We start from the raw sequence: 19,823 nt of genomic DNA on the forward strand, positions 1-19,823 counted from the left end.
GGCAGATTTTAGTTGCCCATATGCTCGCTTGAAAAATCATCGATTTTCTTACTAGAATAAACAAAGGGGTCAAGCGAAGGTACAGCCTATGATGGCTCTTCGCTTAACCCTCTTTCTTTTATTTTTTTCTCTTATTAGGAATGTGAATCCTACATTTTTTTGATGCGGAAGTTGCTGACCATCATGGATGATAGAAGAATAGAAAAGCTGCAGATAGCCAGGCCAGGAATATGGGAAATGGCGAGATAGCTTAAAGTAAGCAAACAACCGGCGACAGTGATGGGTAATCCGTGAAAACTACCGTCAAATTCCGTGATGTTATAGCGGGCGAGTCGGATAGCGCCACACAAAATATAGATTATGGTGACAAAAATGCCAAAAACATTATAGTGGATGAAAAGACTTTGATACAATAATAGGGCAGGAGCGACGCCAAACGAGATCAAGTCGCAAAGTGAATCCAATTCCTTGCCGAAGTCCGAAGTAACATTGAGTTTCCGAGCGATGCCGCCATCAAAGCGGTCTACTAAACAGGCAAGGAAAATCATAAGCAAGCTCATATGGGCATGATGGTTTAGAATAAGAAGAATCGCTAAAATTCCGAGTGTAAGATTGAATAACGTCATCATGTTTGCGCTTTGTGCTCTAACTTGTTTTTTGGTTTGATCCATGCGGTCAGAAAGCAACATAAATCAATCACTCCTAAGCGGACCACTATATATCTATCATACGGGAGGAATATGGGTTGCTCAAGTTATTTTTTAAATTATTAGTAGAATTAACTGGAAATCCTTTATCCTCACGCTGTTTGCGATTCATCGCCGAATCGCGTGGAAGCGCATTTTTAAATCGGTTGTTTGTTAAAACGTTTGCCGTAAAGATGGAAGAAGCCGAAAGCAGCCTTCATGAATATAAGAGTTTACAATCCTTATTCGTCAGGAAATTAAAGCCGGGCATCCGGCCAATTGACCCGCGACCGAACGCGTTGGTCAGTCCGGTGGACGGCATCCTCAGCGCTTACGGGCGTATCACACAAGACAGCACGTTTCTTGTGAAAGGGGATCTGTACCGGCTCAGGGATGTCCTCGGAAAGGAGGATGCAGAGCATCGTTATCAAAACGGGCATTATTTTGTGCTTTATTTATCGCCTGGTCATTATCATCGGATTCACAGCCCGGCAAACGGCGCTATTTTGGAGCAATGGCATCTCGGGCGTACCTCTTATCCCGTCAATCGCCTTGGTATGAAATATGGCGGGCATCCTTTTTCTAAAAATTACCGTTTAATATCCGAAATGGCGACCCCGTATGGGAACATCGCCGTGATTAAAATCGGCGCATTAAACGTGAACTCCATCCATTTGACGCATGCCACCTCTGTTCTAACAAAAGGTGAGGAAATCGGTTATTTTTCTTTCGGCTCCACCGTGATTCTTTTCACCGAGACGGCAGATTTTCGATATGTCCAGACACTGGTGGAGGGAAAGAGCCTGCGATATGGGGAACCACTTGGTTGTTTTACGGCGTTTGTTCCTCTTTCTTGCGGTGGCGGATGTACCAAAAGCCGAGGCTAAACAAAACCATACATGGGACGATGATCCAGAGATGTTGAGCGAAATAATGCATCATCTTTAAACCTTGGAGGCCAAACAGCCGCCCTATGGTAATAAATGTGACGACCCAGATGAGCGCTCCGGTATAAGCGAACACGGTGAAACGTTTAAAGGAATAGTTCAAAATACCAGCGATATAGGCTGTCACATGCCTGACACCGGGGATAAAATATCCCAAGAACAGAATGGGGCCACCGATGTCTTTAAAAGATTGATAAGTGCGGGTGACGGTTTTTTCTTTTATACCGATTTTCGGTCCGATTCGCCGTAAGACCGGTTCTCCGAATGTTGCACCAGCAAGATAACTGATCGTAATGCCGCACGTTGCCCCGGCCAATGCGATGAGAACAGATAAAACGTAGGACATTCGGCCAAGGGAGACATTGTATCCCACATAAGTCAATAAGACTTCATCCGGTACGGGAAGACCGATGATGCCGAAGAGGAGAACGAAAAATAAACCAATATAACCAAAATGCTCGATATAATGATGCCAATGCGCCATGCCAAAACGACCTTCCTTTGTCGCCGGATGTTTATAACCTCTTAAATCATACCAAAATGGTGGGGGGGCGTAAAACTTTTTCTAGCATTCGGAGTAATGATAATTTATTAATAGGCAGGTTACAATCTATGGAATTGATTTTTTTAGGAACGGGTGCCGGCATGCCGTCCAAACCTCGCAATGTCTCAGCGCTCGCTTTGATGATGCCAGAATATAATGGTGACGTTTGGCTTTTTGACTGCGGAGAGGCCACCCAACATCAAATCCTCAGGACAAATATTAAACTGTCCAAATTGACGAAAATATTTATCAGTCATCTCCATGGGGATCACATTTTCGGGCTTCCAGGTTTACTCGCCAGCCGTTCGCAACAAGGAGAGAGCCTTTTACAACTTTACGGCCCAGAGGGGTTAAAGGATTTTGTAGAATGGACGTTAAAACTATCCCATACGCATTTAACGTATCCGCTCGAGGTTGTGGAGGTAAAAAGCGGTCAAGTCGTTTGTGAACAGAATTTGTCGGTCTCAGCGGCTCCTCTCGATCATGTTGTCTGCTCTTTCGGTTTTCGCATTGTCGAAGCGGATAAACCTGGCGCTTTGCTTGTGGATAAAATTCAAACGGAATTGGGGATCGCACCTGGACCGATTTACAAACGGTTTAAAGAAGCACCGTCGGTTGTTTTACCCGATGGCCGGACGGTTAACACGACCGACTATATTGGTCCACCCAAAAAGGGTCGGGTATTAACGGTTATTTCCGATACCCGCCCCACACCGCAAGCGATTGAATTGGCAAAAAACGCCGACGTGCTCGTCCATGAGGCGACCTTTACGCAAGATCGGGAAGAAGGGGCCAATGCCTTCGGACACAGTACAGCTAGGCAAGCCGCGGAAATTGCCAGGAAAGCCGGTGTCGGGAAACTGATTTTGACGCATATTAGCTCACGGTATAGGGAGAAAGAACCCTTATTGGAAGAGGCGACCGCGGTATTTCCCAACACAGTAATTGCGGAGGATTTTTGGTCGTTTTCCTTCTAGTCGCCTTTCGATAAAGCAAAACGGGGTGCTCAAGGCATCCCGTTTTGGTTTTTAGGCATCCCATCCCCGTTTGTACTGAACGGGAGCTTCGATGGTCGTTCTTAACTCTTTGGCTGCGCGGTACGGCCAATAGGGATCTCGGAGCAACTCACGGGCGAGCAAAACGACATCGGCTCTGCCATTTTTCAAGATTTCCTCGGCTTGTACGGCGTTCAGGATTAAGCCGACGGCACCAGTCATGATTCCGGCTTCATTGCGAATTTTATCGGCATAAGGCACTTGGTAGCCGGGGAACGCATCAATTGAAGCAGGAACGACGGCGCCGGAACTGCAATCGATGAGGTCCACCCCTTGGCTTTTCATTTTTTTCGCATAGTAGACATAATCTTCAGGGGTATTTCCGCCTTCTATGTAATCATTGGCAGAGATGCGGACGAAAAGTGGGCCGTCAAATTCCGTCTTCACCGCTTCAATGACCTCTGAAAGAAGCCGGTAGCGCCTGTCGCGATCGCCGCCGTAATCGTCATCCCGCTGATTGGTAAGCGGGGAAAGGAATTGATTGATTAAGTACCCATGGGCGGCGTGGATTTCGACGATATCAAAACCAGCCCATTTCGCGCGCCGGGCCGCTTGCCGAAAAGCGTCGACCACATCATGGATGGCTTCAACCGTCATCGCTTCTGGCGTTTTCATTCCGGGAAAGGCGATGGCGCTTGGGGCGATGATGGCTTCAGGGATATCGGCCTTTCTTCCCGCATGACCGAGTTGAATGCCAATCTTACTGCCATAAGCGTGATTGAGTTCCACTAATTTTTTAAGTCCATCGATATGTTCATCGCTCCAGATGCCGAGGTCATGAACCGAGATCCGCCCTTGTTTGGTGACGGCAGTCGCTTCGACGATGACTAAGCCGACTTGACCGACCGCTCGGCTTGTATAATGCGTGAGGTGAAAATCCGTTACTTTCCCGTCTTCATCGAAGCAGGAGTACATGCACATCGGCGACATGACGATGCGGTTTTTCAACGTGACGTTTTTAATGGTCAGTGGGGTAAAAAGCGCTTTAGCCATGCTGCAGTCACAACCTTTCTTCATGGGTAAATATCTTTGTTTCTCTTTGGATTGTAACATAACGAGCGACTGCATCAGGAAAAAATGCTCAAAGCCTATAATGAAACTTCCCTCTGCGAAGCCTTTTGGGGTATGCTTGCTTAAACAATGATATATTTTCTTACTCAATCAAGCCTTTTGGCGAATGTAGCCCCTTAGTAACCCTTATGCCCGCTCGAATTTCTTACTAGTACAAAAAAGGCGAGAGCCTCTCCGGCGGACTCCGCCTTCCTTTTGTATTTCCTGTTTTACTTCATTTTAATCTTCCTGAGTTTAGCGGCTTGTGCCGGTTCATCTGTGATGACGGCGTCTACCCCCCAGCGAAAAAGTATGGCCATAAAATGCGGACTGTTGACGGTATACGGGCGGATCTTCAAACCATTCTTGTGCAACGTGCGCACTAATTGTTCGGTTGTAATGCGGTAATACGGATGTAAACCGGATGCGCTGATCGAACGGGCGTAGCGGACCGGGTCCGGAATCGGTTTACTGTATAAGGGGGCGGTTTCGGCGTTATGATTTAACCGCTTAATTTTTAATAAGCTGTCATGATTGAATGATGAAAAAATCGTCCGTTCCATCATGCGGTATTTATCGATGAGTTCGAGCATGATTTCTTCCATCCCTTTATAAGGGAACAGGTTGTTTTTGAGTTCAATCACTAAATGAAGCGGTGTCGGTTGGATCCACTCAAGCACTTCCTCAAGTGTCGGTATTTCTGCCTTGCGAAATTTCCAGCCTTTCCAATGTCCTGCGCTCAGTTTTTTTAGCTCTGAAACGCTGTAATCTTTGACAAAACCATAACCGTCAGTCGTCCGATCGACAGTTTCGTCATGAATCACGACAGGAATTTTATCTCGACTTAAATGAATGTCCAGTTCAATGGCATCCGCCCCGTCTTTAAGGGCTTGCTTATAGGCGAACATGGTGTTTTCCGGATATTTGCTACTCGCTCCTCGGTGCGCTATGATTTTTGTTGCCAAAAAACCCACACTCCGTTTCCTTTCTTTATCTCATTTTACATGATACGGCCACTATATCATATGAATCACGGGCGGTGTTGACCATGTTTTCGAAAAGTGCCGATGGATTTTAGGCCATGCTTTAAATTTCGTTACCCATCATATGAAAACATTGGTACAATAATCATAGTCGCTAATATTCGATTTATTTGCATAAATACACGAACAAGACATCGATGGGAGGATCACGGATGAAACCCATTAAGGTTGCCGATGGCGTCTATTGCTTGACCGTTCCGACGCCGTTTGCCATCGGCCCTGTTAACATTTTTATCGTTGTAGACGGAAACCGAGCGATGATGGTGGATGCCGGGCCAAAAACAGAGGAAGCCTGGCAAATGTTAGAGGCAGGGTGGCGAGAACTCGGGTTAAATCCGAATCAATTAGAAGCCGTTGTCTTAACGCATCATCATCCCGACCATACCGGTTTAATCAGCTATTTGAAAAACGATCAACCGATTTACGGACATTGGCGCTTATGGCCATGGTTAACGAGAGACGTGCATTTTGCCGAGCGCTATAGAAATTATTTTCGGTCTCTTTCCGTACGAATGGGCGTGCCTAAAGAATTTCTGAACGATTCGCCAACCATTGACGAATATCTTATATACGGCGGTACAGGGCAACTGCATGCGAAGCTTGACGAAGGAGACCGGATTCCCGGATTTGAGGAGTGGCAGGTCTTTTATACACCTGGTCACGCGCAGAGCCATATCGGTTTACTGCGCGATGATGGTGTTTTTATCGGAGGGGACGTCCTCCTCGAGACGATCTCGTCCAATGCGATCCTTGAGCCGCCATATTGCGACACGGATGCTGTGCCTTATACATTGCTTCAATATCGCGATTCGTTAAAAAAATGCTTAACGCTTCCGATTCGAAAGGTGCTGCCGGGACACGGCAAGGCTTACGATTTTCAAGCATCACTGATCCACCATAAACTGCATGAACAAGAGAAGCGGCGCGACGATATTTTACAATTGATAAAAGAAGGCCCAAAGACAGCGCTTGAAATCGGAATGTCTCTTTTTAAAAATAGATGGCAACGGCAATTGGATTTGGTTTTATCGGAAGTGCAAGGTCACTTAGACTGGTTAAAAGTAGAAGGACTCGTCACCGTCGAAGATGTAAATGGAGCCTGGATTTATGAAATTCATGAGAAAGCAGGTGAAAGCTTGTGAAGTATAATTTGAAGAACCGGACGGTCATTATCACCGGGGCTTCCAGCGGCATCGGCCGTCATATGGTTCGCGAAGTATCGAAACGCGGAGCCAATACCATCATCCTCGCCCGTTCGACGGACAAACTCGCTCGCTTAAAATCGGAAATCGAAATGCAATATGATGTCAACGTCGAGCCTTTTACGCTTGATTTAGGCGACCTGCATGGCGTCAAAGAAACGTTTGAACAGATAAATCTCAATTGGCCGACCATCCATGTCCTTATCAATAACGCGGGCTTTGGCATTTTTGATTATTTTGAGCAGGCTAAACTCGAGGATATGAAGCGGATGTTTGAGGTGAACGTGCTCGGCATGATGGCGCTAACGAGAATGATCCTTCCGAAGATGCTCCAACAGGGGGAAGGGCATATCATTAATATTGCCTCCATAGCCGGAAAACTGGCCACGCCGAAGTCATCCGTTTATTCGTCAACAAAAAGCGCCGTGCTCGGCTTTTCGAATGGCTTGCGAATGGAGCTTGCAGGAAAAGGTGTCAAAGTTACCACCGTTAATCCGGGGCCTGTCAAGACGAACTTTTTTCAGATGGCCGATCCCGAAGGAAACTACCAAGCTAATGTCGCCCGCTGGATGATCGAGCCCGAATATGTCGCCCGCAAAGTGGTCGAGGCGATCGGCAAAAATCGCAGGGAAATCAATCTCCCTTTCTTCATGGGCGCAGGCGCTCGTTTATATCAAGTCTTTCCGACACTTGTTGAAAAAGCTTTAGGACGTTGGATTAATAAAAAGTAAGACAGGTGATGCCTGATGAATAAAATCGCTGTTGTCACTGGGGTCGGCCGGTTAAAAGGCATCGGCGCAGCCATCTGTCAGAAGTTGGCGGAATCCGGATTTGACATCTTTTTTACCTATTGGGGGTTGTATGATGAAAAAATCCATCAAGAGAAAAGCGATCCGGATCAATTAAAAGCCCTTCTTCGGGAGAAAGGCGTTCGTTGCGAAAGTCTGGAATGGGATTTATCCGCTGCTGAAGCCGCCGAACAGCTTTTTGATGCCGTTCAAAACTGCTTCGGTTTCCCAAGCGTACTGGTGAATAATGCCGCCTATTCTACTCAAACTCATTATAAAACCTTGACGGCAGAAGAATTGGACAACCATTATTATGTCAATCTAAGGGCAACGGCTTTGTTAAGCGCCACTTTTGCCCGCCGTTTTTCTGGAAAGAAAGGTGGCAGAATCATTAACCTCACATCGGGTCAATCGCTCGCACCGATGCCGGGAGAATTGGCGTATGCAGTTACGAAAGGCGGTGCCGAAGCACTCACAAAGACGCTTGCCGCTGAGGTCGCAGATAAAGGGATTACCGTTAAAGCCGTAAACCCAGGTCCAACAGATACTGGCTGGATGACGCCGGAGATTCAAAAAGCATTGATCAAACGTTTTCCGCGCGGCCGCATCGGCACACCTGAGGATGCGGCAAGGCTCATCCGGTTTTTGGCGAGTGAAGAAGCGGAATGGATAACCGGACAAGTGATCCATTCGGAAGGCGGTTTTATAAGAGGATAAGAGGAAAAGGAGTGGGCGTCCTGCCTGCTCCTAAGTTTTTTATTTATATGTGTAAGACTTTAGATCAGCCGTATGGTCTGTGTCGAACTAGAAAAAGACCGGGCGTATACCTGGTTTCTTAAATAGGTTCACGAAGGCTTACTTGTTTTTTTTACTAGATAACAATCATAAACCTTCAACACCAATTTGAAGCACCCCATTTTGGCGACGAATGGAAATTTGGATTGAAAATATGGTTAAATAGACATAACATGACCGTTCACTTTGAAACTATTTCAACAAAGCTGTCGTCAACATAGCAGTGAACCGGAGGGAGGCCGGGGGAATGGATAAAGCTCTGATCGGGACGGACGGACATCCGGATCCGGAGCTTCTCATCGAACAGCTTCTCGACGAATACGGAGAAAGTGTCAAGAAGCTAGCGTACACTTACGTAAAAGATTGGGCTTTAGCGGAAGATGTAACGCAGGAAGTTTTTCTTTCTGTCTACCATCATTTGCCTCGTTTCCGGGGAGAGTCTTCCTATAAAACGTGGATTTATAAAATTGCCATTAACAAAAGCAAAGACGCGATCAAAACGCGTTTCTTGCGTCCTAATAAACTTTTAAAAAAGTTAAAAGCATATACCGATGTTTACGATTTATCCGCCGAGGCGCGCGCTATGGATGCTATCGGCGACGTCCGATTGAGCCAAGCCGTCATGCGCTTACCCGTCAAATATCGCGAAGTCATCATATTGTATTATTATGAAGAATTAAAGTTAGAAGAGATTCAGCAACTGACGAAGATTAATCTCTCAACGGTTAAAACCCGGTTGCGGCGGGCAAAGGCGATGCTCCGCGAATTATATGAAGAAGGTGTAACCCATGGATGAGAAGCTTAGGCACCTGAAAGAAAGTATGGATCGCACCATATTGCGAAACGGTGCGCTTCGTGCTGAAGAAAAACAGAATATTCTTTTTGCCATCCGAATGCGGAAAGATAGGCGCAAAAAACGATTCCGCATCGGTTTAGGCGCAGCAGCCGTTTTATGTCTATCTCTAGCCATTAGCTTATTGTGGCCTGCCCTTCATGATCTGAGCAGTCATACGAAGGTGGCTCGCGCTCCTCAAGAAAAATCATTGTCGCCAAAAAATAAAGATCAAGCAGAAGACAAAACGGAACAGATGCGCATTTTGGATGCGAGTGACCCGCCCCAATATAACAGTGGTTTTAAGTATGAAAAAAATGATACGCCTGTAACGCTTTTCACATATATCATTTTCAACCATTATTATTACCGAAAAACAGGTCAAACGGCAGATCCTTCCGAATTGGGACAGGAAATCGGACGCATCAAGCGGACCGGGGTTTGGCAAGAGCTGCGGTCAGGCGATTCCAATAACATGCGACCGGGACCGATTTATGCCATTCACGGAAAAGACCCTGCCGAATATATCGCCGCCAAAGGAACGATCATGGTCGGTAGGAAAATGCGTGAGAGCTATCTCATTTTTAAAAAATACAAACCGATCAATCCGTAAACAGTAATCACCGCCTTAAGGCGGTTTTTTTTATGCTGTTTCGCCAAAAATTTCCACTGGATATTCGAACGGATATTCGCATATAATAAATAATAAAAAGGGAATATGTGTTCGGGTGATGTGGATGATACATGTTGAGAAATTGCCGAGGCACCGCATCTTATGCATTGATATGAAGAGTTTTTTTGCGAGCTGTGCAGCCGTTGAACTCGGGCTCGATCCTTTAACGTGCTATCTTGTCGTTGTCAGCGATACCGAACGAGAAGGCAGTGTGATTCTTGCGGCCTCGCCGAAGATGAAACAAGAATTTGGCATACGGACAGGGAACCGCTTATTCGAAGTGCCTAAAGACCCACGCATTCGCATCGTTAATGCGCGCATGTCTCACTATTTAGACCGCTCGCTAGCCATTACCAGGCTTTTAAATCGCTTTGTTCCCTTCGAATGCATCCATCCTTATAGCATTGACGAAAGTTTTATTCAACTGGACGGCACAGAGCGGCTTTGGGGGCCGGCGAAAGAAGCGGCTGAGCGCATTCGCAGCGAAATTTATAAGCAATTCGGGCTGCCGTCAGCGGTCGGAATCGGTCCCAACATGTTGCTGGCTAAGCTAGCCTTGGACTTGGAAGCCAAGAAGAAAGGTGTAGCGGAATGGGATTATGCGGATGTCCCTGAAAAGCTTTGGCCCGTCACGCCTTTGAGCAAAATGTGGGGCATCGCTTCCCGGCTCGAGCGGACATTAAACCACATGGGGATTCTCTCAGTGGGCCAATTGGCCCAATACGATCGGGAAATCCTTGAAAAGCGGTTCGGAGTGATGGGAACCCAACTTTATTACCACGCTTGGGGCGTCGATTTATCTAAAATCGGAGCGCCAAACATGGAAAGGCAAATCAGTTATGGTAAAGGCCAAGTGTTGCTTCGGGATTACGATGATAAGAAGGACATTCAGCATGTGCTTCTCGAAATGTGTGAGGAGGTGGCCCGGCGCGCGCGCCAAGACCGGAAAGCGGGACGGACGGTGAGCCTTGGCGTTGGTTACAGCAAAACCGATGGCGGTGGATTTTATCGATCGAAAACGATGGCGCGCTCGACAAATGTCACAATGGAGATTTATCGCGCTTGCCTTGATCTTTTTGATACTTTTTATCGGGGGCAAACCGTTCGCAAGCTTTCGGTGACATTGTCAAACGTTACCGATGATACGAATGTCCAACTCGAATGGTTTGACGACGGCTATGAAAAACGGCGGCGTTTGGGCTATGCGATGGACCGGATTCGCGAAAAATATGGGTCAACGTCCTTACTTCGCGCCGTTTCTTATACTAAAGGTGGTACCGCGCGCGAACGGAGCAAGCTGCTCGGCGGGCATAAAGCTTAAGTGTTTTGGTTTTTTCGGGCGAAGGTCTCATAGACCGCCGCCTGTTTTTTATATTGGTTAGAAAGGATAAAAATTTTTTCGGGCCAGCAAAAGGGCAACGAAGGCTCTACCTTGGCCTAAAAAGGCTTGGCAGAGCCAAGTTTCTTTATAGTCGCCAACAAAGCGTTTCGCTTACGTTTCGGCAATTTTTATAATATAATGAAACTAACGAACGGTAGGTAGATGGGGTGGGCAACATGTCAACCGTCACAGACATTAAGAAAGCGGCCTTAAGCCTATTTGCACATAAAGGTTATGAAGGCACGGCGCTTTCGGAAATCGCTTGCGGCGTTGGCATTAAAAAGCCATCCCTCTATGCCCATTTTGGAAGTAAAGACGATTTATTTTTGACGGTTTTTAAAGAAGGACTAAAAGATTACATCGCCTTTATACAAGGGGCACCGATTGCGGCCTCAATGACGGCAGAGGAAAAACTCCGCCGGATTTTATCACGGCATGGCTTATACTATAAACAGCACACTGAGAATGCAGCATTAATCAAACGGGCCGCCTTATTTCCTCCCGGCGAGCTGGCGGAAGCGCTGCGATCGGAATGGCGGTTGACCGAGAAAGTGATGGACCGTGACCTTGTTGCCGTTTTTGAAGAAGGCATGGCAAACGGGGAAATCCGAGCGCTTCCGATGGCTGATTTACTGTTCAGTTATCACTGTTTAATTGACGGCTTTTTCATTCAAATTTTTTACCATAAGGATCAAGACTTCGAAGCTAAAATGGGAAGTGCATGGAAAATTTTTTGGAGTGGCATTTCGGCAAGGGGGAAAGCAAATGGCGTCCATCATTGTTGAGAATAAATGGCTGATTCTTGCCGGGCTTGAAGGACTGGCGTGGGCTTCCACCTTTTTCATGCTTTATGCCCGCTATCGGTTAAATTCAACATTTTGGTTTAAAATAGGCGTAATATTAACGGTGGTAACCGGTGTCATTCCACAAGTGACGCTTGGAGTCATTAATTTTTTGGCGACACGCCGTGTGGACGTGTTTACGGTCATCATTTTGCTGCTTATTATATATGGGGCAACGGTCGGAAAAAAGGATGTCAAGCGGTTGGATCGTTGGGCCAGGGAAAAATACAGCCGTTCATAAGCAGCCAATGGGTTTTTTATAAAGTGGTTTAAAGGATGGTTAATCGGTGAATAAATCTTTGGGAAGAGAAAAACGTTTGCAAAAGCGCATGCGTTTATTAAGACAGAAGCGTTTCGGGATGATGATTGGATTTATCGGAACGGCGGGGCTTTTTGCGTTTGCCTTTTTAATTGGCACACTCGATAACGGTTTTCCGAAAACCCTTTCCGTTGTGCTGACCTCGATTCCGCTAGAAGTGATGATTGGTGCGGCAGCCTCTGTCCCGCTCGGCTTCGATCCGGTTGTCGGGGCGTTAGTGGCATCGTTAGGACATTTAGGGTTGGCGCCTATTATCATTACAGGGTTTAACACCCTCGTGCGCAAATGGCATTGGCTGCGTCGTAAGTTAACCAAAGCCGAAGACATCAGCAAAAAATACGGAAAATTTGGCGTCTGGATTTTGACACCGCTTGCACCTTTCATCGGCGTTTTTATCTGCATTGCGGTCGGCATTTTGCTAAGGTTTCGCCCGGCCTTAATTATGACAAGTATTAGCCTTGGCACTTTGATCGCCGCGTTCGCCGCAACCATGGGCGGTGCGGGAATTAAAAGCCTGTTCCATTTATAGCCTAGAAAAAGGGGGCTGACTCTCTCGGGTCAGCCTCTCATTTGTATTATTCGATTTTTATGATTTGGCGAGTGGGGATGCGGTGTTTGGCTTCATCTGATCCGCGCAGCGTGATCGCTTCTTCCAGTGGATCAAGCTTTATAACGACGCCGCTAGCAACAGCCGGTCTTCCGTCTTTGATAAATGTAACGGATAGAGGGCGGTGTGTGCGCTCAGCTTCTTGTAAAATTTGGTCAAACGTTTCGCCAAGCTGTTCATCTAATTGAGGGATACCTGATTTTGGCTGTTTTTCATTGTCGCGCCATTCCCTTAATGCTTTCACATGCTCAGGCAGCATGAGTGACGCCCATTTGATTGCCCCGCGGTCAAACACCATTTTCGGTCACCTCATAAAATGGGAATATCTGTTCTTATTATATGACTTTAGCCCTAGACTATTCAATGGAAATTTGAAGAAAATATCGTCGTACATAAAAACGACGGAGACGCAAAAAAATAGGGGCGGAGGTGATCACATGCCGCAAAGGCGTGAGGACAAAAAGCAGAACAAGGTGTTGAGCAATAAACGGCAGGAAGAAAAACAGCCGGGATACGGGGATAAAAAGTTGGAAGGCCCGGATCGCCCGTCCACATAAAGAAAAAAGGAGGCACGAGCCTCCTTCTTTTATACTGGTAAGAAAGTCTATCATTTTCAAGCTAGCATAGGGCAACTAAAGTTCTGCCTAAAAGAGCTGGGCAGAGCCAAGTTTTTGTAGTGAAAAAATTGGCCTCATCAGTTGGCTTGTTTTTTCACGATGTGTTGTTAAAGGCATAGGGCTTGGCTTAAGTTCTATCAACCATTTCGGGCTAAAAATTTTTTTGAAATGGCATTTAGCTTGAATTTACTGGAAAAACGGGACTAGATCTAAGGTTATTTTGCCAATATCTGTATCCTAAAAGCCAATTTGAGAAGGACAAAGGCTCGAAATGGTCTTTAGAGAGGTTCTATCTGCCATTTTGGGCCGGAAATTTTTTTGAAATGGCATTTAGCTTGAATTTACTGGAAAAACGAAGCTAGATCTAGGGTTATTTTGCCAATATCTGTATCCTTTTGACCATTTTGAAGTGAGAAATGGGTCATCATGGTCTTTTCATTGGAGCATTCAACCGCTTTGATGCCTCAAATCTAAAAAGACCGGGCGAAGGCCCGGTTTTTCATTCATCACGCAAAATCTACTTAGCCACGCTTGCCAAATAGTTTTGAACATCTTCCGGTGTTTTGGCGTTGGCGCTGTGCAGATGAGCGATTTTTTCACCGCCGTCAAACACGAGCAGGCTCGGAATGCCCATCACCTGATACTTTTCGGCAAGTTCCGGGAATTGATCGCGGTCGATTTCATACCAATCGAATTCAGGATGAGCCTCTATAATCGGGTTAATGAACATATCCAATCGCTTACAATCGGGGCACCAACCGGCTTTGAATGTAATGAGCGCGCGTTTCGGCCCGGAAATAATTTTTTCAAACTCATCATGTGAATGAATCGGCTTCATTGTGACCACCTTTTCTCTTTTTTATTTATCATAGCAGATGGCTCATTTCATAGAAAATGAATTGCCTATAACGTAAGCGGTAAGAGGAAAATCACGTATGGTTCCCGGCCATCCGCAGCCCGTATATTTTGCTGTCCAGTGACCGCGTGATGTGTGGGCGGATGAGATCAACGGCTTCAAGCAGCTTTTCCATGTCGATGCCGGTTTCAATCTCCATCTCATTGAGCATAAACAAAACATCCTCCGTGGCTACGTTACCGCTCGCACCGGGCGCAAACGGGCAACCGCCAAGCCCGCCGGCTGAAGTATCAAACCGGTCAACCCCCGCTTCAAGGCAAGCATATATATTGGCAAGCGCCGTGCCGCGCGTGTTGTGAAAGTGGCCAGTCAGTAATATGTTCTCTGGGAGGCTTTCCTTTAACCGGCTGAACAAGGCATAAACATCTTTCGGATTGGCCATACCGATGGTGTCGGCAACACTCAGTTCGTCAACGCCGAGCTCGGCAAAGCGGCCGCAAAGGTCGACCGCTGCCTCTTTTTCCACCTTTCCTTCATAAGGACAATAAAAGGCCGTGGAAATACAGGCACGGACAAATTTGCCGCGAGCTTTTAAATCACGAATCAAAGGCGCAAGTTCTGCCATGCTTTCTTCCGTCGTCTTGTTAATATTTTTTTTATTAAAAGTGGTGCTCACGCCGACAAAAACAGCGATGTGGTCGCAACCGGCGGCGTAAAAACGCTCCACTCCTTTTTGATTAGGCGCCAAAACGAAATGGCGTTTACCTGGTTCCAAACAAGCTTTTATAATTTCGTCAGCATCCTTCATTTGCGGCACCCATTTGGGGGAAACAAATGAAGTGAGTTCCATCTCGTTTATGTTGGCTTGTTTCAAAGCCTCTATAAATTTGATTTTGATATCGGTGGGAATGATATTTTTTTCATTTTGAAGGCCGTCACGGGGCCCGACTTCAATCAGTGTCACAGTTTTCGGTAATGTCATGCGCTAAGCCTCCCGTCTGTAAATGTAACCCCTTACAATTTTAACTTTAAAAATGGTTTGAAACAATGTTGAAGTTCGAAAAAATCGTGTATGATAAAAGAAAAACGATAGGGAGAATCCGGCATATGACAAACGTTTTCATCCTTGATGGGGCGAGAACCCCATTTGGTACCATGGGCGGAAGCCTCAAAGATATTTCGAGCATTGAACTCGGAAAGGCCGCGTCGGTTGAAGCGGTGCGCCGGGCTGGTGTTGAAGCCGGGGACATTGAACACGTCGTATTCGGCAACGTCATTCATTCCGACCCGAACGCCGCTTACCTGGCACGGCATATCGCGTTGAAGTCGGGTGTTCCAGAGCATGTTCCGGCCTTGACGGTCAACCGCCTTTGCGGTTCGGGGCTCCAAGCCGTGGTTTCGGCAGCGCAAGCGATGCTTCTCGGCGAGGCGCGCACGTCGCTTGTCGGCGGTGCGGAAAATATGTCATTAAGCCCAAGAGCAGACTTTACCTCGCGCTGTAACGGCGGAAAGTTCGGACCGATCCAATTGGAGGACATGCTGCTTAGAACTTTGACGGACGACTATATCGGCTGCGGCATGGGCATGACCGCTGAAAATTTGGCGGAACAATACAACATTTCAAGAGAAGAGCAAGACGCCTTTGCGCTGTTAAGTCATCAGCGGGCCCAACGCGCTCGGGAATGCGGGCGTTTGGCTGAAGAAATTGTCGCCGTTGAAACGAAAAAAGGTAAAGTTGAACGCGATGAACATATTCGTGACAACACATCGATGGAGAAACTGGCTCTGCTCCGCCCATCATTTAAAAAGGACGGGACCGTGACGGCGGGAAACGCCAGCGGCATTAACGACGGAGCGGCTGCCTTAGTGCTTGCCACCGGTGCTTTTATTAAAGAAAGGGCTTTAAAACCGCTGGCGGAAATTGTGACATGGGGAATTGCCGGCGTTGACCCCCGCATCATGGGCATCGGTCCGGTTCCGGCAGCGCGGATGGCCTTGGAGCGAGCCGGTTTAACCATTGATCAAATGGACCTCGTGGAAATCAATGAAGCGTTCAGCGCCCAATACTTGGCGGTCGAAAAAGAACTAAAGTTGGATAGAGAAAAAACAAATGTGAATGGCGGCGCCATTGCATTAGGGCATCCAGTTGGCGCAAGCGGCGCGCGCCTTTTGCTGACGCTCGCTTACGAACTGCGAAACCGCGGGAAGCGCTACGGGTTGGCCAGCCTGTGCATCGGCGGCGGGCAAGGCATTGCCATGATCATTGAAAACAAACAATTGTAATGAAAAAGAAGCTGACTTCGATCGGAAGCTCAGCTTCTTTCCTTTCATTATCTACAGCGCACTTCTGCTTTAGATTATATCGACGTGCATAGAAAAAGAAAAGCGCGGGGTGTCCTGCGCTTCATTTAACGATGCTGCTCGTAGCGGTTGGCATGACTTAAGTTTTTAATGGTTTTGAGTTCCTTTTGAGATAGCGGCGGTGCCTCAATGGCTGCTATATTTGTTTCAAGCTGCGCCATGCGACTTGTCCCCGGAATGGCTGTGGCGACAGCAGGATGGGCGAGACTATACAGAATAGCCGTCTGCGACAAGGTTCGCTCAGGATTCGTTTGTTCCTTCAAGTTGCGGATAAGGATTTCTAGATCCCCTTTGCTATAGTCCAGATAACCTGCCTCCGGAATCTTTGCCAAACCGTGGTCGGATAAAATCCCTTTGGCTACTGGTCCGCGGGCGATGACCGAAATGTTATTTTCATAGAGCAAATCAAGCATCGCTTCTTCCGGTCTCCTGTCAAGAATGCTGTATTGCATCATGACGCTTACAATGGATGAGCGTTTGATATATTCGCGGATGACATTAGGGCGGATCGAGCTGATGCCGTAATAGCGAATGTAGCCTTCCTGCTTCAACTCTTCAAAAGCTTCAATCGTTTCATCGATCGGGTCATCAATGGTGCCACCGTGCAGTTGATATAAATCGATGTAATCAGTACCGAGCCGCTTGAGGCTGTCTTTGCACGCTTTTTTAATATAGGCCTTCGAAGGATCCCAATACCAGCCGGGTTTTCCAGCTTCCCAGTGATTGCCGCCTTTTGTGGCGATAATGACCGCATCGCGTTTTCCTTTTAATGCTTTACCTAAAACGGTTTCGATACGGCCTTGGTCATATAGGTCGGCGGTATCGAAGAAATTGATGCCGCGCTCATATGCCTCATCGATGATGCTTAGAGCCAATTTTTCATCGCGCGGTAAAGACATCGTGCCGAAACCGATTTCACTGACATAAAGATCGGATGATCCAAGCCGGTTTTTGTTCATAAAAATAACCTCCTATCTTTTTCTTCTCATTATTATAGCGGGGGAATGTTCGCGAAGTCGAAAATAAAATAGCCGAATCACACGTGTCTTGTCATTTATCATTACATTAATTATAGTGATGGTAAGGAGAGTGAACGCGATGGGTGAAGCGTTATTAATCATTGATATGAGCAATGATTTTGTCCATGATGAAGGGGGGTTGACCGCTGGAAAACCGGCTCAGGCCATTGTACCCTATATCATTGAAAGAGCTGAGGCGTTTATTGCGGAAGGGAAGGCCGTTGTTGTCTGCATGGATGCTCACGAAGAAAACGATCCGCATTTTGACTTATGGCCGAGGTATAATGTCAAGGGGACGTGGGGACAAGCGTTGTACGGGCCGCTTCAAGAGTGGTATGAAGAACATAAAGACCATCCCAATGTTTTCTATGTTCCAAAACCTGAATATGATGCCTTTTTCGGTACGAATTTAGATAATATTTTAAAAGAAAAACAGGTGGACACCGTCCACTTAACCGGTGTTTGCACAGATATTTGTGATTTTCTAACGGCGTACGGCGCTTATTCCAGAGGGTATAAAACCGTAGCTCACGCAAAGGGCATGGCGACCTTAACCGACCAGCATGACCTTTTCCTCAATCATATGGCAGCCATTTTTAAAACGGAAATTCGCTAATACTAAAAGGAGGCGCGAGACTCCTCCTTATTCATTTATATGGCACGTGAGGCGCTTTTTTTCTTGAAAAAAGCTACGGGTCATGTACGATATAAATAGGATATTGGTTTAACGATCCATTTTTATGCATAAGGGGACGGACAAGCGTGGCGTTTTTCCGCATATTACAAAACTGCATGAGGATGCCCGGAAAAGCTTCGGTTTTCGCATTAAACCGTGTGAGCATGAGGGATACGTTACTTTATATCTTTATTCTCATGCTTCTCTCATCAGTGCCCGATATTATCGACCTTTTGGTTAACGGTCGTTTTTCCAATCAAACTTACGAAAGCGTTTTGTATTTGCAAGTGTTTCTTTTCTATCCGTTATACATCATTTTTATCGGGATCATTGCGATCTCGCTCCTTTCGGCGGCGGCTTACGTGATCAAAACGGTGATGAAGCGGAAATTAACGTATCATCATTTATGGAAATTGACGGCCTTTTCCGCAACCGTTCCTTTATTGTTGAATGCTGTCTTTAAAGGCCTTGGGTATCGAAACATTTGGATCACAGTTTTGCTTGTTGTGCTTTTATTTTTCTATCTCATCAAAATGATTAGGGTTTTCCCTATCATTTCAAATAAAAAGTAAAGATCAGGAGATTTGCCAATGGCTTATGTCATTACCTCACGTTGTGTCGGTGAAAAATGGGAAGCATGCATTGAAGTATGTCCGGTGAACTGCATTCTTGAAGGGGCAAACATGTGCTATATCAATCCCGAGATCTGCATCGATTGCGGGGCATGTCAAGAAGTTTGTCCGTCCGACGCCATTTTTAAGGAAGAAGATGTGCCCGAGGAGGAACGCGATTACATCCGGATTAATCGGGAATATACGAAATAATGGGTATAGAAGCCGCTCGTTTTCGCGGCTTTTTCTGTTTTTAGAGTTGTTTATGATACAATGGATGAAGGTTATAGGAAAGAGGTTATGATGATGACGGACTTCACCGAAAAAACCATACGATCACAATCCATCTTTAAAGGGAAAATCATTGAATTATGCGTGGATGAAGTGGAACTGCCGAACGGGAAATTGGCTACGCGGGAACTCATTAAGCACCCGGGAGCTGTGGCCGTCATTGCCGTGACGGATGAGGGAAAGCTTGTCCTTGTTAAACAATTTCGCAAACCTTTAGAACGGGCTTTGTTTGAAATCCCGGCGGGAAAACTGGACCCTGGAGAGGATCCGAAAGCGTGCGCTCTTCGTGAATTAAAAGAAGAAACGGGGTATACGTGCCGAGACATCGAGCACGTTGTTTCCTTTGGGACTTCGCCTGGGTTCGCTGATGAAGTGCTTCACATCTATTATACGGATACCCTTATTTCCGGAGAGCGCCATTTAGATGAAGACGAATTTTTGGATAATTATGAGGTGACGTTGGAAGAGGCTTTAAAATTAATGAAAACAGAAGCGATCTTTGATGCCAAAACGGTGTTCGCCGTGCAATTTTTACAAATGAAACAAGGTCAATCTTCCAAATAAAGAAAACTTGGCTCTGCCAAGCTTGATGGGTGAAGGCAGAGCCTTAGTTACACTTATACAGGTC

Annotated in this window: 24 protein-coding genes; 16 read left to right on the forward strand and 8 right to left on the reverse strand. The window is 46.4% G+C overall.

The window, feature by feature from the left end; translation table 11 throughout:
- Positions 1 to 149: 149 nt before the first annotated feature.
- Positions 150 to 689, reverse strand: coding sequence for a CDP-diacylglycerol--serine O-phosphatidyltransferase (gene pssA / locus H532_RS0103770; RefSeq protein WP_027724385.1), 540 nt, complete (start codon positions 687 to 689; stop codon positions 150 to 152).
- Between the two features lie 56 nt (positions 690 to 745).
- Here pssA and H532_RS17755 point away from each other — a divergent pair, with 56 nt between their 5' ends.
- Positions 746 to 1,573, forward strand: coding sequence for a phosphatidylserine decarboxylase (locus H532_RS17755; protein ID WP_051263121.1), 828 nt, complete (start codon positions 746 to 748; stop codon positions 1,571 to 1,573).
- Here the strand turns inward: H532_RS17755 and H532_RS0103780 are convergent.
- Positions 1,518 to 2,117, reverse strand: coding sequence for a DedA family protein (locus H532_RS0103780; RefSeq protein ID WP_027724386.1), 600 nt, complete (start codon positions 2,115 to 2,117; stop codon positions 1,518 to 1,520). The two genes, H532_RS17755 and H532_RS0103780, sit on opposite strands and share 56 nt — an antisense overlap.
- A gap of 128 nt (positions 2,118 to 2,245) precedes the next feature.
- Between H532_RS0103780 and rnz the strand changes: the two genes are divergently transcribed.
- Positions 2,246 to 3,154, forward strand: a complete 909-nt coding sequence (gene rnz, locus H532_RS0103785; protein WP_027724387.1) for a ribonuclease Z — start codon at positions 2,246 to 2,248, stop codon at positions 3,152 to 3,154.
- 51 nt (positions 3,155 to 3,205) lie between these two features.
- Here the strand turns inward: rnz and namA are convergent, their stop codons facing one another.
- On the reverse strand, positions 3,206 to 4,225 hold the full coding sequence (gene namA, locus H532_RS0103790) for an NADPH dehydrogenase NamA (protein ID WP_027724388.1): 1,020 nt from the start codon (positions 4,223 to 4,225) through the stop codon (positions 3,206 to 3,208).
- Positions 4,226 to 4,512: 287 nt separating this feature from the next.
- The gene (locus H532_RS0103795) at positions 4,513 to 5,247 is read right to left on the reverse strand and encodes a glycerophosphodiester phosphodiesterase (protein WP_038111477.1); all 735 of its coding nucleotides are present in this window, start codon (positions 5,245 to 5,247) and stop codon (positions 4,513 to 4,515) included.
- Positions 5,248 to 5,477: 230 nt separating this feature from the next.
- On the opposite strand from H532_RS0103795, the gene H532_RS0103800 reads away from it, so the two are divergent.
- The 9 genes from H532_RS0103800 (at position 5,478) to H532_RS17760 (ending at position 12,686) form a co-directional block, all read left to right on the forward strand.
- A complete protein-coding gene (locus H532_RS0103800; protein WP_027724390.1) occupies positions 5,478 to 6,467 on the forward strand; it encodes an MBL fold metallo-hydrolase in 990 nt (329 codons plus the stop codon).
- Positions 6,464 to 7,258: an SDR family NAD(P)-dependent oxidoreductase gene (locus H532_RS0103805; protein ID WP_027724391.1), complete on the forward strand. Its 795-nt coding sequence runs from the start codon at positions 6,464 to 6,466 to the stop codon at positions 7,256 to 7,258. Before H532_RS0103800 ends, H532_RS0103805 begins: the two co-directional genes overlap by 4 nt.
- A gap of 15 nt (positions 7,259 to 7,273) precedes the next feature.
- Positions 7,274 to 8,032, forward strand: coding sequence for an SDR family oxidoreductase (locus H532_RS0103810; protein WP_155994960.1), 759 nt, complete (start codon positions 7,274 to 7,276; stop codon positions 8,030 to 8,032).
- 325 nt (positions 8,033 to 8,357) lie between these two features.
- The gene (locus tag H532_RS0103815; RefSeq protein WP_027724393.1) at positions 8,358 to 8,906 is read left to right on the forward strand and encodes a sigma-70 family RNA polymerase sigma factor; all 549 of its coding nucleotides are present in this window, start codon (positions 8,358 to 8,360) and stop codon (positions 8,904 to 8,906) included.
- On the forward strand, positions 8,899 to 9,555 hold the full coding sequence (locus tag H532_RS0103820) for a hypothetical protein (protein ID WP_027724394.1): 657 nt from the start codon (positions 8,899 to 8,901) through the stop codon (positions 9,553 to 9,555). The genes H532_RS0103815 and H532_RS0103820 overlap by 8 nt, the downstream gene beginning before the upstream one ends.
- A gap of 124 nt (positions 9,556 to 9,679) precedes the next feature.
- On the forward strand, positions 9,680 to 10,936 hold the full coding sequence (locus tag H532_RS0103825; RefSeq protein ID WP_027724395.1) for a Y-family DNA polymerase: 1,257 nt from the start codon (positions 9,680 to 9,682) through the stop codon (positions 10,934 to 10,936).
- Positions 10,937 to 11,172: 236 nt separating this feature from the next.
- Positions 11,173 to 11,781 (forward strand): TetR/AcrR family transcriptional regulator, encoded by a 609-nt coding sequence (locus H532_RS0103835; RefSeq protein WP_038111461.1) that lies wholly within the window; start codon positions 11,173 to 11,175, stop codon positions 11,779 to 11,781.
- Positions 11,762 to 12,079 (forward strand): hypothetical protein, encoded by a 318-nt coding sequence (locus tag H532_RS0103840; protein ID WP_027724397.1) that lies wholly within the window; start codon positions 11,762 to 11,764, stop codon positions 12,077 to 12,079. Before H532_RS0103835 ends, H532_RS0103840 begins: the two co-directional genes overlap by 20 nt.
- Positions 12,080 to 12,125: 46 nt before the next feature.
- Complete coding sequence (locus H532_RS17760; RefSeq protein ID WP_051263122.1) at positions 12,126 to 12,686, forward strand: small multi-drug export protein; 561 nt, start codon at positions 12,126 to 12,128, stop codon at positions 12,684 to 12,686.
- A gap of 46 nt (positions 12,687 to 12,732) precedes the next feature.
- Here the strand turns inward: H532_RS17760 and H532_RS19430 are convergent, their stop codons facing one another.
- The 3 genes from H532_RS19430 to H532_RS0103865 all read right to left on the reverse strand — a co-directional run bounded on the left by H532_RS19430 (position 12,733) and on the right by H532_RS0103865 (position 15,219).
- Positions 12,733 to 13,062, reverse strand: coding sequence for a YolD-like family protein (locus H532_RS19430; RefSeq protein ID WP_051263123.1), 330 nt, complete (start codon positions 13,060 to 13,062; stop codon positions 12,733 to 12,735).
- A gap of 836 nt (positions 13,063 to 13,898) precedes the next feature.
- The gene (locus H532_RS0103860) at positions 13,899 to 14,219 is read right to left on the reverse strand and encodes a thioredoxin family protein (RefSeq protein ID WP_027724398.1); all 321 of its coding nucleotides are present in this window, start codon (positions 14,217 to 14,219) and stop codon (positions 13,899 to 13,901) included.
- Between the two features lie 91 nt (positions 14,220 to 14,310).
- On the reverse strand, positions 14,311 to 15,219 hold the full coding sequence (locus H532_RS0103865) for a hydroxymethylglutaryl-CoA lyase (protein WP_027724399.1): 909 nt from the start codon (positions 15,217 to 15,219) through the stop codon (positions 14,311 to 14,313).
- Between the two features lie 125 nt (positions 15,220 to 15,344).
- Between H532_RS0103865 and H532_RS0103870 the strand changes: the two genes are divergently transcribed.
- The gene (locus tag H532_RS0103870; RefSeq protein WP_027724400.1) at positions 15,345 to 16,520 is read left to right on the forward strand and encodes an acetyl-CoA C-acetyltransferase; all 1,176 of its coding nucleotides are present in this window, start codon (positions 15,345 to 15,347) and stop codon (positions 16,518 to 16,520) included.
- 125 nt (positions 16,521 to 16,645) lie between these two features.
- On the opposite strand, the gene H532_RS0103875 is transcribed toward H532_RS0103870, so the two are convergent.
- Positions 16,646 to 17,557 carry an aldo/keto reductase gene (locus H532_RS0103875; protein WP_027724401.1) on the reverse strand — a complete coding sequence of 304 codons (912 nt, stop codon included), beginning with the start codon at positions 17,555 to 17,557 and terminating at the stop codon, positions 16,646 to 16,648.
- 139 nt (positions 17,558 to 17,696) lie between these two features.
- On the opposite strand from H532_RS0103875, the gene H532_RS0103880 reads away from it, so the two are divergent.
- The 4 genes from H532_RS0103880 (at position 17,697) to H532_RS0103895 (ending at position 19,759) form a co-directional block, all read left to right on the forward strand.
- Positions 17,697 to 18,233 (forward strand): cysteine hydrolase family protein, encoded by a 537-nt coding sequence (locus H532_RS0103880; RefSeq protein ID WP_027724402.1) that lies wholly within the window; start codon positions 17,697 to 17,699, stop codon positions 18,231 to 18,233.
- 146 nt (positions 18,234 to 18,379) lie between these two features.
- The gene (locus tag H532_RS0103885; protein WP_027724403.1) at positions 18,380 to 18,865 is read left to right on the forward strand and encodes a DUF1189 family protein; all 486 of its coding nucleotides are present in this window, start codon (positions 18,380 to 18,382) and stop codon (positions 18,863 to 18,865) included.
- Positions 18,866 to 18,883: 18 nt separating this feature from the next.
- Positions 18,884 to 19,117 carry a ferredoxin family protein gene (locus tag H532_RS0103890; protein ID WP_027724404.1) on the forward strand — a complete coding sequence of 78 codons (234 nt, stop codon included), beginning with the start codon at positions 18,884 to 18,886 and terminating at the stop codon, positions 19,115 to 19,117.
- A 93-nt stretch (positions 19,118 to 19,210) separates the two neighbouring features.
- Positions 19,211 to 19,759, forward strand: coding sequence for an NUDIX domain-containing protein (locus H532_RS0103895; protein WP_027724405.1), 549 nt, complete (start codon positions 19,211 to 19,213; stop codon positions 19,757 to 19,759).
- The last annotated feature ends 64 nt before the right edge of the window (positions 19,760 to 19,823 follow it).

Source organism: Tuberibacillus calidus DSM 17572 (assembly GCF_000430685.1).
GTDB classification, from domain to species: domain Bacteria; phylum Bacillota; class Bacilli; order Bacillales; family Sporolactobacillaceae; genus Tuberibacillus; species Tuberibacillus calidus.

Excerpts from the sequence above, each read along its gene's own strand:
- pssA (WP_027724385.1), bottom strand. The coding sequence starts at position 689 with ATGTTGCTTTCTGACCGCATGGATCAAACCAAAAAACAAGTTAGAGCA.
- H532_RS0103780 (WP_027724386.1), bottom strand. The coding sequence starts at position 2,117 with ATGGCGCATTGGCATCATTATATCGAGCATTTTGGTTATATTGGTTTA.
- rnz (WP_027724387.1), top strand. The coding sequence starts at position 2,246 with ATGGAATTGATTTTTTTAGGAACGGGTGCCGGCATGCCGTCCAAACCT.
- namA (WP_027724388.1), bottom strand. The coding sequence starts at position 4,225 with ATGGCTAAAGCGCTTTTTACCCCACTGACCATTAAAAACGTCACGTTG.
- H532_RS0103800 (WP_027724390.1), top strand. The coding sequence starts at position 5,478 with ATGAAACCCATTAAGGTTGCCGATGGCGTCTATTGCTTGACCGTTCCG.
- H532_RS0103810 (WP_155994960.1), top strand. The coding sequence starts at position 7,274 with ATGAATAAAATCGCTGTTGTCACTGGGGTCGGCCGGTTAAAAGGCATC.
- H532_RS0103815 (WP_027724393.1), top strand. The coding sequence starts at position 8,358 with ATGGATAAAGCTCTGATCGGGACGGACGGACATCCGGATCCGGAGCTT.
- H532_RS0103820 (WP_027724394.1), top strand. The coding sequence starts at position 8,899 with ATGGATGAGAAGCTTAGGCACCTGAAAGAAAGTATGGATCGCACCATA.
- H532_RS0103825 (WP_027724395.1), top strand. The coding sequence starts at position 9,680 with ATGATACATGTTGAGAAATTGCCGAGGCACCGCATCTTATGCATTGAT.
- H532_RS0103835 (WP_038111461.1), top strand. The coding sequence starts at position 11,173 with ATGTCAACCGTCACAGACATTAAGAAAGCGGCCTTAAGCCTATTTGCA.
- H532_RS0103840 (WP_027724397.1), top strand. The coding sequence starts at position 11,762 with ATGGCGTCCATCATTGTTGAGAATAAATGGCTGATTCTTGCCGGGCTT.
- H532_RS19430 (WP_051263123.1), bottom strand. The coding sequence starts at position 13,062 with ATGGTGTTTGACCGCGGGGCAATCAAATGGGCGTCACTCATGCTGCCT.
- H532_RS0103860 (WP_027724398.1), bottom strand. The coding sequence starts at position 14,219 with ATGAAGCCGATTCATTCACATGATGAGTTTGAAAAAATTATTTCCGGG.
- H532_RS0103865 (WP_027724399.1), bottom strand. The coding sequence starts at position 15,219 with ATGACATTACCGAAAACTGTGACACTGATTGAAGTCGGGCCCCGTGAC.
- H532_RS0103870 (WP_027724400.1), top strand. The coding sequence starts at position 15,345 with ATGACAAACGTTTTCATCCTTGATGGGGCGAGAACCCCATTTGGTACC.
- H532_RS0103875 (WP_027724401.1), bottom strand. The coding sequence starts at position 17,557 with ATGAACAAAAACCGGCTTGGATCATCCGATCTTTATGTCAGTGAAATC.
- H532_RS0103880 (WP_027724402.1), top strand. The coding sequence starts at position 17,697 with ATGGGTGAAGCGTTATTAATCATTGATATGAGCAATGATTTTGTCCAT.
- H532_RS0103890 (WP_027724404.1), top strand. The coding sequence starts at position 18,884 with ATGGCTTATGTCATTACCTCACGTTGTGTCGGTGAAAAATGGGAAGCA.
- H532_RS0103895 (WP_027724405.1), top strand. The coding sequence starts at position 19,211 with ATGACGGACTTCACCGAAAAAACCATACGATCACAATCCATCTTTAAA.